Origin of the sequence: Streptomyces sp. NPDC060035 (genome assembly GCF_042736635.1) — a bacterium.
Lineage (GTDB): Bacteria > Actinomycetota > Actinomycetes > Streptomycetales > Streptomycetaceae > Streptomyces.
In genome coordinates this window covers 111,176-124,336 of the sequence record NZ_JBHWVO010000021.1, presented here as the reverse complement: position 1 = coordinate 124,336, position 13,161 = coordinate 111,176, and the positions used below count along the sequence as shown (strand labels likewise).

General features: G+C 71.1%; 12 protein-coding genes and 3 pseudogenes. 9 read left to right on the top strand and 6 right to left on the bottom strand.

The window, feature by feature from the left end; all coding sequences use genetic code 11:
* A pseudogene (locus ACFWBQ_RS28585) lies at window positions 1–150 on the top strand (2-oxoacid:ferredoxin oxidoreductase subunit beta); the annotation flags it as partial.
* A 48-nt stretch (window positions 151–198) separates the two neighbouring features.
* On the opposite strand, the gene ACFWBQ_RS28580 reads toward ACFWBQ_RS28585, so the two are convergent.
* The gene (locus ACFWBQ_RS28580; RefSeq protein WP_385501592.1) at window positions 199–597 is read right to left on the bottom strand and encodes a winged helix-turn-helix transcriptional regulator; all 399 of its coding nucleotides are present in this window, start codon (window positions 595–597) and stop codon (window positions 199–201) included.
* Window positions 598–704: 107 nt separating this feature from the next.
* On the opposite strand from ACFWBQ_RS28580, the gene ACFWBQ_RS28575 reads away from it, so the two are divergent.
* The 7 genes from ACFWBQ_RS28575 to ACFWBQ_RS28545 all read left to right on the top strand — a co-directional run bounded on the left by ACFWBQ_RS28575 (window position 705) and on the right by ACFWBQ_RS28545 (window position 7,162).
* The gene (locus tag ACFWBQ_RS28575) at window positions 705–1,565 is read left to right on the top strand and encodes an SDR family oxidoreductase (RefSeq protein WP_385501589.1); all 861 of its coding nucleotides are present in this window, start codon (window positions 705–707) and stop codon (window positions 1,563–1,565) included.
* Between the two features lie 117 nt (window positions 1,566–1,682).
* Window positions 1,683–2,702, top strand: a complete 1,020-nt coding sequence (rarD, locus tag ACFWBQ_RS28570) for an EamA family transporter RarD (RefSeq protein WP_385501587.1) — start codon at window positions 1,683–1,685, stop codon at window positions 2,700–2,702.
* A 134-nt stretch (window positions 2,703–2,836) separates the two neighbouring features.
* A complete protein-coding gene (locus ACFWBQ_RS28565) occupies window positions 2,837–4,450 on the top strand; it encodes an FAD-dependent monooxygenase (RefSeq protein ID WP_385501585.1) in 1,614 nt (537 codons plus the stop codon).
* Between the two features lie 13 nt (window positions 4,451–4,463).
* Window positions 4,464–4,913 carry a hypothetical protein gene (locus tag ACFWBQ_RS28560; RefSeq protein ID WP_385501584.1) on the top strand — a complete coding sequence of 150 codons (450 nt, stop codon included), beginning with the start codon at window positions 4,464–4,466 and terminating at the stop codon, window positions 4,911–4,913.
* A gap of 300 nt (window positions 4,914–5,213) precedes the next feature.
* On the top strand, window positions 5,214–5,663 hold the full coding sequence (locus tag ACFWBQ_RS28555) for a VOC family protein (RefSeq protein ID WP_385501583.1): 450 nt from the start codon (window positions 5,214–5,216) through the stop codon (window positions 5,661–5,663).
* Window positions 5,664–5,728: 65 nt separating this feature from the next.
* On the top strand, window positions 5,729–6,535 hold the full coding sequence (locus tag ACFWBQ_RS28550; protein ID WP_385501582.1) for an HAD family hydrolase: 807 nt from the start codon (window positions 5,729–5,731) through the stop codon (window positions 6,533–6,535).
* A 78-nt stretch (window positions 6,536–6,613) separates the two neighbouring features.
* Complete coding sequence (locus tag ACFWBQ_RS28545; protein ID WP_385501580.1) at window positions 6,614–7,162, top strand: flavodoxin family protein; 549 nt, start codon at window positions 6,614–6,616, stop codon at window positions 7,160–7,162.
* 151 nt (window positions 7,163–7,313) lie between these two features.
* Here ACFWBQ_RS28545 and ACFWBQ_RS28540 read toward each other — a convergent pair.
* The 5 genes and pseudogenes from ACFWBQ_RS28540 to ACFWBQ_RS28520 form a co-directional block, all read right to left on the bottom strand.
* Window positions 7,314–7,892: pseudogene (locus ACFWBQ_RS28540) on the bottom strand (TetR/AcrR family transcriptional regulator); the annotation flags it as partial.
* A gap of 198 nt (window positions 7,893–8,090) precedes the next feature.
* Complete coding sequence (locus ACFWBQ_RS28535) at window positions 8,091–8,981, bottom strand: ABC transporter permease (RefSeq protein ID WP_385501576.1); 891 nt, start codon at window positions 8,979–8,981, stop codon at window positions 8,091–8,093.
* A complete protein-coding gene (locus tag ACFWBQ_RS28530; RefSeq protein WP_385501573.1) occupies window positions 8,968–9,960 on the bottom strand; it encodes an ATP-binding cassette domain-containing protein in 993 nt (330 codons plus the stop codon). Before ACFWBQ_RS28530 ends, ACFWBQ_RS28535 begins: the two co-directional genes overlap by 14 nt.
* Window positions 9,961–10,063: 103 nt before the next feature.
* A complete protein-coding gene (locus ACFWBQ_RS28525) occupies window positions 10,064–11,329 on the bottom strand; it encodes an outer membrane lipoprotein carrier protein LolA (protein ID WP_385501571.1) in 1,266 nt (421 codons plus the stop codon).
* A gap of 217 nt (window positions 11,330–11,546) precedes the next feature.
* Entirely contained in the window at window positions 11,547–12,557 is a 1,011-nt protein-coding gene (locus ACFWBQ_RS28520; protein WP_385501570.1) for a polyprenyl synthetase family protein, read from the bottom strand.
* A 442-nt stretch (window positions 12,558–12,999) separates the two neighbouring features.
* Here ACFWBQ_RS28520 and ACFWBQ_RS28515 point away from each other — a divergent pair.
* Window positions 13,000–13,161: pseudogene (locus ACFWBQ_RS28515) on the top strand (MFS transporter); the annotation flags it as partial.

The window sequence follows — 13,161 nt, the reverse complement described above, 5'->3', positions numbered from 1 at the left end:
CACACCCCCATCGGCGTCCTGCGCAGCGTCGAACGACCCGTCTACGACACCCTCATGTCCGACCAACTCGACACCGCCATCGAACAACACGGCAAAGGGGATCTCAGCACCCTTCTCGCCGGCAAGGACACCTGGACCGTGATCGGCTGATCTGCCGTCACCCAGCGTCCGCCGAGGCCCGGAACCGACCCCGAGAGGTCAGCTGTTCCGGGCCTCGTCGTATGACTCGCGCGCCGTCTCCACTGCGTCCAGCCGCCGCTCCACCCAGCGGGACAGCGCCCAGACCTGCTCCGCGGCCTCCCTGCCGAGTGGGGTGAGCGAGTAGTCCACCCGCGGCGGGATCACGGGTTTCGCGTCCCGGTGCACGAAGCCGTCCCGCTCCAGCGTCTGCAGGGTCTGGGCCAGCATCTTCTCGCTGACGCCGCCGACGGTGCGACGCAGTTCGCTGAAGCGGTACGAGCGCTCCAGCAGTGCGGCGAGCACGAGAACACCCCAGCGGCTGGTGACGTGCTCCAGCACCAGCCGGGAGGGGCACATCGGCCGGTTGACGCTCGGGGCCCTGCCTGCGGTGTTGCTGTCCGTGGTACTTACGCTCATACCAGTACCTTACTTCAAAGTGGGTACTTTCATATGGTTAGTGCTGCTCCTAGGGTGAGTGATGCGAGACCACACCCCAGTACCAGCGCACCCAAGAGGAGAACCCCATGAGCATCGTTGTCACCGGAGCCACCGGAGAGCTCGGCCGCCGCGTCGTCGAGCAGCTGCTCACCACGGTCCCGGCGGACGGGATCGCCGCGGTCGTCCGCAGCAAGGAGAAGGCAGCCCCTCTCGCCGCCCGGGGTGTCGAGATCCGTATCGCCGACTACGACCGGCCCGAGACCCTCGCCGACGCGTTCCGGGCAGGCGACCGGGTGCTGCTGGTCTCCGGCAGCGAGGTCGGCCGGCGAGTGGCGCAGCACACCGCCGTGATCGACGCCGCCAAGGCGGCGGGCGTCGCGCAGCTCGCGTACACCGGGGTGCTGGGCGGACCGGACGCGGACTTCCAGCTGGCCGCCGAGCACCAGGTGACCGAGCAGCTGATCCTCGACGCAGAGCTCCCGTACACCTTCCTGCGCAACGGCTGGTACACCGAGAACTACACGGCGAACCTCGCGCCCGTCCTGGAGCACGGGGCCGTCGTCGCCAACGCGGGTGACGGCCGCATCGCCTCCGCCACGCGGGCCGACTTCGCCGCCGCCGCTGCGGCCGTACTGACCGGCGAGGGTCACCTCGGCAAGGCGTACGAGCTCAGCGGTGATGTCGCCTGGTCCCTGGCCGAGTACGCCGCCGTGGTCACCTCCGCGACCGGCAAGGAGATCGTGTACACGAACGTGCCCGCCGCCACGCACCAGGAGATCCTCGTCGGCGCGGGACTACCCGAGGGCTTCGCGGCGATCCTCGTGGACGTCGACGAGGCGATCGCGCGCGGACTCCTCGCCGGTACGAGCGGGGACCTCGCCCGCCTGATCGGCCGGCCGACGACTCCGCTCGCCGAGACGGTGGCGGCCGCGGTGTCCGCCGGGTGAACGACCGGCGACAGCCCTGTCACGACCGTTTCCATGAGACGGCTATGACATAGGGCCCTTCCGGCGCTACCGTCGTGCAGTCGGCTGCTCGCCGGCGCAGGAGTGCCAGGAGGGCCCGTGAAGGGGAAGAACGAACAGCGGGCAGGCCTGCTGTACGGAGTCGGCGCGTACGGAATGTGGGGCCTCGTGCCCCTGTTCTGGCCGCTGCTGGAGCCGTCCGGAGCGATGGAGATCCTCGCTCACCGGATGGTCTGGTCGCTGGGTGCCGTGGGGATCGCCCTGCTGGCCCTGCGCCGTTGGGCCTGGATCGGCGAACTGGTCAGGCAGCCCGCGAAGCTGGGCCTGATCACGATTGCCGCGGCGGTCATCTCGGTCAACTGGGGCATCTACATCTGGGCCGTCAACAACGGCCAGGTCGTCGAGGCGTCGCTCGGCTACTTCATCAATCCGCTGGTCACGATCGCCATGGGCGTCCTGCTGCTCGGTGAGCGGCTGCGGCCCGTGCAGTGGACCGCGGTCGCGACCGGATTCGCCGCGGTGCTGGTCCTGGCGATCGGCTACGGGCAGCCGCCCTGGACCTCGCTGGCCCTGGCGTTCTCCTTCGCGACGTACGGCCTGGTGAAGAAGAAGGTCAACATGGGCGGCCTGGAGTCGCTGGCCGCCGAGACCGCGGTGCTGTTCGTGCCCGCGCTCGGGTTCCTCCTGTGGCTCGGTGCGCGCGGCGACGCGACGTTCCTGGCCGGGGGCGCGGGCCACGGGGCGCTCCTCGCCGCGACAGGCCTCGTGACGGCCATCCCGCTCGTCTGCTTCGGTGCGGCGGCGATCCGGGTGCCGCTGTCCGTGCTCGGCCTGCTGCAGTACATGGCTCCGGTCTTCCAGTTCGCGCTCGGCATCCTGTACTTCCACGAGGCGATGCCGCCCGAGCGGTGGGCCGGGTTCGCTCTGGTCTGGGTGGCGCTGATGCTGCTGACCTGGGACGCGTTGCGGACGGCGCGGCGGAACCGTACCGAGGCCCTGCGCCTCGCCGTGCTGGCGGCGGAGGCCGGAGCACCGGTGGACACGTCCGCTCCGGCACCGGGCCCATCGACCGGCACGGATTCGGGTGCGGCGGCTCCGGAGCGGGCACCGGCGTCCTGATCCGGCACCCGCTCCTCCCCCGGCCGGCTGCGACGTGCGTGCCGCCCTGAAGGACCGTCGATCTTTACTTAGTTGCTTTTTTAACTCGGTTGCGTTTCTCTGGTCGCAGTGACGACGCGAACCGAGGAGCAGGCATGACCGACGTACTGATCGTGGGCGCGGGCCCGACCGGGCTGACCCTGGCGTGCGATCTCGCCCGGCGCGGCATCGCCGTACGGATCGTGGACAGGTCGCCGGAGCACCCGCGCAGCTCACGGTCCAAGGGGCCCAACCCTCGCTCCCTGGAGGTACTGGAGGACCTGGGCGTCGTCGACGCGGTGCTGGCCGCGGGATCGGCACCCCTGCCGATGCGCAAGTACCGGGACGGGCTGCCGGTCGCCGAGACCGACCCGTACGAGGACAGCGCGCCGACACCGGACGCGCCCTACGACCGGGGGCGGCTGATCGCCCAGTGGCGGCTGGAGGAGATCCTGCGGGACCGCCTCGCCGAGTACGGCGTACAGGTCGAACCGGGCGCCGAGGTCGTGGGCATCACGCAGGGGAGTGCCGCGGCGACCGCCGTTCTCGCCGACGGAACCCGCGCCGGGGCACGGTACGTGGTGGGCTGCGACGGCGGCCACAGCTCCGTACGGAAACTGCTCGGGCTTGCGTTCAACGGCAGCACGGATGCGGAACAGATCATGATCTGCGGCGACGTCGAGATCACAGCAGGCGTCCTGGACCGGGGCATCTGGCACCAGTGGTTCGACGAGGACGGCGCCGTCATGCTCTGCCCCATCCCCGGCACCCGGTCGGGCTGGTGGTTCCAGTCGGGCCCGGAACGGGACGCCGACGGCCGCGCCGCCGCCCCGTCGCTCGAAGGCTTCCGGCGGCTCTTCGCCCGGCACACCCGGCTGCCCGCCGAGCACCTCACGGAGGCCACGCTGCTGTCGACGTACCGCGTCAACGTACGCATGGTGGACCGCTACCGGGTGGGCCGGGTCCTCCTCGCCGGGGACGCCGCCCATGTCCACGCGGTCGCGGGCGGCCTCGGCATGAACACCGGCATCCAGGACGCGTTCAACCTGGGCTGGAAGCTCGCCCAGGTGGTGACGGGGCGGGCGGATCCCGAGCTGCTCGACACCTACGAGGAGGAGCGGCTGCCGGTCGCCGCCTGGACGCTGGACATCACGTCCGACCGGCTGCGGGCCACGCTGGAAGCGATCAGGAAGCCCGGCGGCGGGCTGGACACCGCGATCACCTCGGGGACGACGGGACTCGACCGCGGCTACCGGTGGAGTTCACTCGCCCGGCAGGGCCGCCACGGGACCGGCGGCGGAGTGCGGTCCGGCGACAGGGCCCCGGACGCCCCCTGCCGAGAGGCGGCCACCGGCACCCCCACGCGCCTCTTCCGTGCCTTCGCAGGACCGCACATCACCGTGCTCGGCTTCGGCGCGGGCACGGCGCGAACGCTTCGGGAGACGGCCGCCGCGCACGGTCGTGCGGTACGGGCCCTCCGGGTGTACGGCCCCGAGGCACCGGACGCCACCGATCCCGACGGGCTGCACGACCACGAGGGGCATGCGCGGGCGGCGTACGGCGTCGGCGCGGACACCGTTGTCGTGATCCGTCCCGACAACCATGTGGGGCTGATCGCGGGGCCCGAGGACGCCCACACGGTGCAGCAGTACCTGGAAGGACTGAACCGGGTGGGGCAGGAGGACCGGGTGGGTGAGGCATGCATGGTGGACGGCACACGCAAAGGCTGATTGAGTGCCCGGGATGGGGACGATTCTGGGGGACATGAGGCACGTTCAGTGGCACGAGCTGCGCCACGCCGGCGGCTCCGCCTCCCAGGTCCCGGGCATGCTGTCGCAGATCGCCTGGGGCGACAGCGAGTCCGCCGAGGACGCGCTGAGCGATCTGGGGCAGTGGATCGGCGCCCTGGCCGTCTTCGACTCGACGGTCGCCACGGTGCCGTTCCTGTGGGAGCTCGCCGCTACGGAGACGGTGAAGGACCGTGTCGGAGTGCTCGGGCTGCTGCAGACGATCCTCGCCCACGGGCATGCGCACCATCCGGAGTGGACGAGGGACGCCCACCTGGCCGTCCGGGCGGGCCGGTCGACGGCCCTGCGGCTCACCGGCGACGGCGATCCGGCGGTACGCGGGACCGCCCAGGAGCTGCTGACGGCGCTCGACGCACACGTCTGCAGGACCTGCCCGCCGGAATGAGACCGGTCCGGGGCCATCCGCCGGAGCGCGCCCGCGCAGTTCGTGGGCACGGGCCGGCTCCGCCTCATGGAGCGCCGGACAGCCCGGCAGCCGGCTCTCCTGCGCCCACCGGACCAGGTCGGCGGGCTCGTACAGCGTTTCGTGGTGCCACGGCAGCCCGGGGCGCTGGTGAGCAGCAGCTCCGGACACAGGGCGCCCGGATCGAACCGGTATGAACGGCCCTGCGGGGTGCGGAGGATCAGCCCCGGCTGCGGCGTGCCTGTTGCCGACGCTGTCGTGCAACCACTACAAACGGTTTCCATGACCCTGCACTGGAAAGTCGTCGTCGATGCCCAGGACCCCCACGCCCAGGCCGACTTCTGGGCCGAGACGCTGGGATACGCGGTGGAGGACCACAGCGCCCTGATCGAGGAGCTGCTCGGCTACGGGGCGGTGACCGAGTCCCTCACGGCCGAGTCCCACGGGCGCCGGGCCTGGCGTGATCTCGCCGCGGTGCGGCACCCCGACGATCCGTACGAGGAGAAGAGCGGTACGGGGCTCGGGCGGCGGCTGCTCTTCCAGCGCGTCCCTGAGCCGAAGACGGTGAAGAACCGCCTCCACCTGGACGTACACGCGGCTCCGGGGCAGCGCGAGGCGGAGGTGGAACGGCTGGTGGGGCTGGGCGCGAGCGTGCTGCACATCGTCGACGAACCTTCCGGGTCCTGGCAGGTACTCCTCGACCCGGAGGGCAACGAATTCTGCGTCCACTGACGGAGCTGACCGTCCGCGCAGGTCAGCGGCGTACGGCCGGAAGCCGATCTCCCTAGGCTGACCTCATGCTGACGCCACCCGCCTACACCCTCGTCGCCACGGATCTGGACGGCACCCTGCTGCGTCCCGACGACACCGTGAGCCGCCGCTCCCGCGCCGCCCTCGCCCGCGCCGCATCCGCCGGTGCGCGGCATCTGATCGTCACGGGGCGGCCGGTCCCCGGCATACGCGGCCTGCTCGCGGACCTGGGCTACGACGGCCCCGTGGTCTGCGGGCAGGGCACACAGGTGTACGACGCCGGGTCCGCCCGCATGCTGAGCTCGGTGACGCTCGACCGGGAGCTGGCCGACACCGCGCTCGGCAAGATCGAGGCCGAGGTCGGACCGGTCTTCGCCGCGGTCGACCAGGACGGCACCGACGGCCGGACCCTGATCGAGCCGGGCTACCGCATGCCGCACCCCTCGCTTCCCGCCCTGCGGACGGAGCGCCGCAGCGAGTTGTGGGCGGCACCGATCATCAAGGTCCTGGTGCGTCACGCGGAGCTGACGGACGACGAGCTGGCCGCGGCGGCCCGCGGGGTCGTGGGGGATCTGGCGACCGTCACGATGGCGGGGCCGGGCACGGTGGAGCTGGCACCGTTCGGCGTGGACAAGGGCACCGGGCTCGCGCTGGCCGCCGAGGTGCTGGGCTGTGACACCGCCGACGCGGTGGCGTTCGGCGATATGCCCAACGACCTGCCGATGTTCCGTCGTTCGGGCTACCGCGTGGCGATGGCCAACGCCCACGCCGAGCTGAAGGCGGCGGCGGACGAGGTGACTCTGTCGAACGAGGACGACGGCGTCGCGGCCGTCCTGGAGCGGCTGTTCGGCTGAGCCCTTCCCCAGTTGCATGCGTGTGCATATAATGCGGACGCAGGTAACAGTCGCACGCAGTCAACCGGGGGACCCATCATGGCCACGCGCAGCTTCGTCTTCCTGCTCGGCAGCAGCCGCGCCGACGGCAACACCGAGACGCTCGCGCGGCTCGCCGCCGAGCAGCTCCCGGCCGGTACCGAGCAGCACTGGCTGCATCTGCGGGACATGCCGCTGCCCGATTTCGAGGACCGGCGGCACGCGGACGGCGGCCACCTGCCGCCCACCGGGCACGCCGCGACCCTGCTGGAGGCGACGCTCGGCGCCACCGACGTGGTCATCGCTTCGCCGCTGTACTGGTACTCGGTCTCCACGTCCACCAAGCGCTATCTGGACCACTGGTCGGGCTGGCTGAGGGTGCCTGGCGCCGACTTCAAGCAGCGGATGGCGGGGAAGACCCTGTGGGGGGTCACGGCGCTCGCGGACACGGATCCGGCGGTCGCCGAGCCGTTGACGGGGACGTTGCGGATCTCCGCCGAGTATCTGGGGATGCGCTGGGGCGGTGCGCTGCTGGGCAACGGCAGCAAGCCCGGCGATGTCCTGTCCGACGCCGCGGCGCTGACCCGGGCCAAGACCTTCTTCAGCTGACGCGGTCCGGGCCGGGGCTGTCGGAGCCGGGACTGTCCGGCCCGGGACTGTCCGGCCCGGGACTGTCGGAGCCGGGATTGTCCGGGCCGGGGCCCTCCGGGCCGGACGCCTGCGTGCCCGCCCGCTCCGGCCCGGCGCCTACCGCACTCCCGGCCCCCAGCGACCGCAGGACGTGGGCCACGAGCGCGACGACCGTCGCATCGTCCTGGGCCGGCTTGCGCAGCACATGGCGGTAGTAGACGGGGCCGTAGAGCATCTCCACCGCCAGCGGCAGATCGGCGTCCGCCGGAACCTGCCCCTGATCCTGGGCGCTGCGCAGCCGCTCCACGGCCCGCTCGAACCGCGGGTCGACCAGCTGCTCCCTGACCGCAGCGGCAAGGTCGTCGTCGTGGTGCATCTCGGAGAGGATCCCGGCATAGGCGGGGCCGTACGGCGGTGAGGAAACCAGCTTCACCGCACTGTTGATGTGGGTCCGGAGATCGGCCGCGATGTCGCCGGTGTCGACGAACGGCGTCGCGCCGACGAGCGCCTCGGTGAAGGCCTCCAGCAGCACCGCACCCTTTGACGGCCACCAGCGGTAGATCGTCTTCTTGCTCACGCCGGCGCGGGCCGCGATGGCCTCGACGGTGACCCGTCCGTACCCCTTCTCCGTGCACAGCTCCAGAGCGGCGTCCAGCGTCGCCCGTCGTGATCGCTCGCTACGACGCTGGGAACTCGGCGATGTGATCATTCGGTGAGCATAGGGGGATTCGGGCCGGCGCTTGTTGACAGCCCGTCGCCAGAAGTCGAACAATGACCTGGAAGAAACGGAACGTACCGTGTCGTGGCGTTCCGTGCTTCTCACCGTTCGTGCCGTTTGCGCCGCGACGAGCCGATCGGGGGACGGCTCGGCCGGCCGACGGCGCGGACGGTCCCCGGTGAGCCGGCTTCAGACAGTGATGTCCTTCGTGGTGAAACGCGCCCAGGCCGCCGAGCCGAACACCGCCGCGTACGCCCCCTGCAGACCGAGATTCCTGACCATCTCGTCCCAGTACACGGGGTCGCGCAGCAGGTCCGTGAAGGACAGCCAGTAGTGCGGGAAGAGATACGGATGGATCCCGTTCAGCTGCGGCATCGAGTCCAGGATCTGCACGGTGATCAGCACCCCCACGGTGGCCGCCATCGCAGCGATCCCGCTGTTGGTGAGCGTCGAGACGAACAGGCCGAGCGCCGCGAATCCGGCCAGGGACACCGCCACCGCCACCGCGATCAGTCCGGCCCGCACGAGCCCTTCGCCGAAGCCGATCCGGGTCCCCGAGATCGTCGTGACCTCGCCGACGGGGAAGAGCAACGCACCCACCACGAGTGCTGACACCGCCACGACCAGCGTCGCGACCAGGCAGAACGCCAGCACGGACGCGTACTTCGCCAACAGCAGCCGGGTCCGGCCCGCCGGGGCGACCAGGAGATAGCGCAGGGTGCCGCCGCTCGCCTCCCCCGCGACGGAGTCGCCCGCGATGACCCCGACCGCCATCGGGAGGAAGACGGGGAGGGTCGCGGAGAGGGCCGCGAAGACCAGGAAGAGGCCGTTGTTGGTCACCTGGGCGAGGAACGCGGGCCCACCGCCCCCTCCGCCGGTGCCCGCCGACGAGCCGTCGCTCGTCTCGATCTTCACGGCGATCCCGATGAGTACGGGTACGGCCGCCAGCACGCCGAGCAGGGCCAGGGTGCGCCAGCGGCGGAGTGTGGTGGTGAGTTCGCAGCGGAGGATCCCGAGCGTCCACAGCGGACTGTGCGGGGTGCGGGGCACGGTGGTCGTGGTGAGTTCAGCCTGCGACATCGAATCCCTCTCCGGTGAGTGCGACGAAGGCGTCCTCGAGCGAGGCCCGTTCGACGCCGAAGGACCGTACGCGGACTCCGCCGCGCACCAGGGCCGCGTTGAGGTCCGCCAGTTCCACGCCGTCCGGTGGCGCGTCCGCGCTGACCCGGTCCCCGTCGCTCACGAGACCCTTGGCTCCGTGCTCCTGAAGGATGCGGGCGGCGGCGCCCGGGTCCGGGGTGGTGACGGCGAGCCGGCCGCGGGCGCCCGCCGCGAGTTCGGCGACCGGCCCCTGCGTGAGGAGCCGCCCGCGGGCCATCACCGCGGCATGCGTGCAGACCTGTTCGATCTCGTCGAGCAGGTGGGAGGAGAGGAAGACGGTGGTGCCCTCGGCCGCGAGCTCCCGGATCAGGGAGCGGATCTCGCGCATGCCCTGCGGATCGAGCCCGTTGGTCGGCTCGTCCAGCACGAGGAGTCTGCGCGGCTGGAGCAGGGCGGCGGCGAGCCCGAGGCGCTGCTTCATGCCGAGCGAGTACACCTTCGCCTTCCTGTCGGCCGCCGCGGCGAGACCGACCCGGTCCAGGGCGCCGTCGACGCGTGCGCGGCGGGTGCGCGGATCGGCCGTCGGGTCGACGGAGTCGTACCGCAGAAGGTTGTCGCGGCCGCTCAGGAACCCGTACAGCGCGGGCCCCTCGATCAGTGCGCCGACGTGCGGGAGCACCGTGCGGGCGGCGGCGGGCATGGGGCTGCCGAGGACGTGTGCGGTGCCCGATGTCGGGTCGATGAGGCCGACGAGCATCCGGATCGTGGTGGTCTTGCCGGAGCCGTTGGGGCCGAGGAAGCCGAAGACGCTGCCGCCGGGGACGCTGAGGTCGAGTCCGTCGACGGCGAGCCGGCCACCGCGGAAGCGCTTGGTGAGGCCGCAGGTCTCGATCACGGGGGACGGTCCCGCACCCGGTCCCGCACCCGCACCCACTGTCCCCGCCGCTGTGTCGGTCATGCGCACTCCCTGTCCCTTCCCACTCGCCTCGCAGGACTGCCGTACGTGAACGGACCGCCCCGCCGTACGGAGGGTACGGCGGGGCGGTGCGTACGGCGGGGTACTACTTCGCGGTGTCGGCGGCCTTCACCAGCGCGTCCTTCGTGACCGCGCCGACGTAGACCTTTCCGTCGTCCGTCACCAGGGCATTGACCAGGCGCGTCTTGAAGACCGTGCCCGAGCCGAAGTCTCCGGTGACCTTGTCGCCGAGGGCGTCCAGGAACTGCAGTGCCCCGTCCGGCACATCACCGGATCCGGAACCCCCGGCGGGAAGCCCCGCGAAGCCCTGACCGCCCGGCACGTCGATCTCGGCGACCGCGTTCCAGCCTTCGCCGATGACGTTGAGGCCCTTGAAGTCCTCCAGCTCGGCGAGGTCCTCCGGAACCTTGTCCGCCTTGGCGTTCTTCTCCGCCTCGGCCTTCAGCTCGTCGGCCTCGGTCACCTTCGCGCCCTTGGGCGGGGCGAAGGAGAAGGAGGACGCGTCGGGCTTCGTGAAGTCGACCTTCGTGAAGCCGGCGTCGATCGCGGCCTTGCCGCCACTGCTCGGCGACAGGGTGAACTTCAGCGGCACGCCGTTCTCGGCGTCCACCGCGACCCTGATGGAGCCGATCGTCGAACCGGACTGCTTGGGCTTGATCAGCAGCTGGTACGCGTCGCGCCCCGCCACCTGCGCCGTGCCGTCGACCGTGACCGACGTGGTGTCACCCGCAGCGGCGAGGGCTTCCTCGGCCAGCTCCTTCGGCGTGGCCGGTACGCCACCGGGGGCCTTGTGTTCCTTGGCCTTCCCGCCGGCGCGGGCGCCCTTGTCCGCCTGCGCGTGGTACGCCTCGTCGGACTCGCTGTCGTACGCCCAGACCTCGTCCCCGTTGTGGACGATGCTGTACTCCGAGGCCTCGCCGAGTATCGACAGACGCTGCTTGTCGGGGCCGTCGGCCGCGACCCGGAGCGTGTGTGTTCCGGAGGCGAGCTCCATCAGCTTCGCTTCGGGCGCGGCGCTCGAGGTGCCGTCGCTCCCCTTGTCCGTACCGCTCGCGCCCTGGGCGAAGGAGCCGGCGAGTCCGCCGAGGGACGGGATACCGAGATCGGTGCTGATCTTCACCGTGCCGGAGAGCTGCTGCTCGTCCGATGCGGCGATCTTCTCGATGAGTTGCTGCGCCGTGATCTTCGGCAGCTCCGGGTCCCCGGAGTCCGCGAGCGCCGGGACGAGCCCGATCGTCGCCGCCGTCACGCCCGCCACTGCGAAGGGGACGATGTAGCGTGCCGACTTCCTGCGGCCCACGACAGTGCCCGTGGCCTCGCCGTTGGTCTCTGCGCCGTCGTTCGGTGCCATGTGTGCCCTACCTCCGTGGTCGGCGGCTTCCGTCCGGTTGCACTCTGTCCACTCCCTGCCGCCGTTCTCACCCGATGTGGTCAGGAGTGGTTGTTCTCCATCTGACCAAATCGGGCGGCAATAAGCGTCAGCCCGCGGGAGCAACTGCGCCTACCCCTTCGGTATGACACCGAGGGGTGCGGAGTCCGCCATCCAGTAGGGGTCGGCCGGCCCGGCGTCAGCCCGCGCGGTGCACCACGGCGTCGCACAGCTCTTCGAGTGCGGCCTTCGCGTAGCACTCGGGCAGCGGTGCCAGGGTCGCCCGCGCCTCCTGCGCGTAGCGGATGGTGTCCCGCCGCGCCTGCTCCAGCGCGGGGTGGGCGCGCAGCCTGCGCAGCGCCTCCGCGAGCCGGTCATCGTCGCCGAGGTCGCCGTCCAGGAGCTCGACGAGCTCCAGGTCGTCCGGCTTGCCCTCGGCCGCCGCCTGCGCGCGCAGCAGGAGTACGGGGAGCGTGGGGATGCCTTCGCGCAGGTCCGTGCCGGGCGTCTTGCCCGACTCGTGGGAGTCGGAGGCGATGTCGAGTACGTCGTCGGCGAGCTGGAAGGCGATGCCGAGCCGCTCCCCGTACTGGGTGAGGATGTCGACGACCGACTCGTCGGCGCCCGCCATCAGCGCGCCGAACCGTCCGGACACGGCGACCAGCGAGCCGGTCTTGCCGCCGAGCACGTCCATGTAGTGGTCGACCGGGTCGCGGCCGTCGCGCGGGCCCGCGGTCTCCAGGATCTGGCCGGTGACCAGCCGTTCGAACGCCTCCGCCTGGATGCGTACGGCTTCGGGTCCCAGGTCGGCCAGGATGTGCGAGGCGCGGGCGAAGAGGAAGTCACCTGTCAGGACGGCGACGGAGTTGCCCCAGCGGGTGTTCGCGCTGTCCACCCCGCGGCGTACGTCCGCCTCGTCCATCACGTCGTCGTGGTACAGCGTCGCCAGGTGCGTCAGCTCGACGACCACGGCCGCGGGAACGACTCCCGGCGCGTCCGGGTCACCGAACTGGGCCGCCAGCATCACCAGCAGCGGACGGAACCGCTTGCCCCCCGCGCTCACGAGGTGCTGTGCGGCCTCCGTGATGAAGGGGACCTCGCTCTTGGTGGCGTCCAGCAGCCCCGCCTCGACACCGGCCAAACCGGTCTGGACATCGGCCTCAAGAGCCTGGTCCCGCACGCGCAGTCCGAACGGCCCGACGACGGTCACGAGGGGATCTCCTGTCTGCTGACGATCACACGGAATGTCGATGTGTCGCTGTCCTCACTCAACTCAGCGTATCCGGTCGCGTTTGGATCACCGTGGGCGCCTTCCCGCCATCGCCGGTATGTTCGGGATCAGGTCATACGATCAGGAGTTGTCGCTTTGTCCCACACCGCGACCGACGTCGAGCCGGCCCCGCCGCCGCCCGGGGACGACCACGCCTTCTTCGGCCATCCTCGGGGCCCGATGACCCTGTCCGGACCGGAGGTCCGGGAGCGGTTCTCGTTCCTCGGGACGCAGGCCGTCCTGGTCGTCTTCTTCGCCGACACGGTCGCGAACGGCGGCATGGGCATGAACCCGGGCACCGCGGCCTCGGTGTCCGCCGCCTGCGGCACACTCGCGGTGGGCCTCGGCCTGATCAGCGCGGGAACGGGCCCGCTCGAGCCCACTGGCCCTCGCCAACGGCATCCAGGCACAGATCGTGAAGCTGTACGGCGAGGTCTCCAACCCCGCCTACTTCGGTGTCAATGGCGCAATCGCGGTGGCAGCCGGTGTGGCCGTCATCGCCGCCGCTCCCTGGCTCAAGCGCACCATGCACCCCGTCCACTGA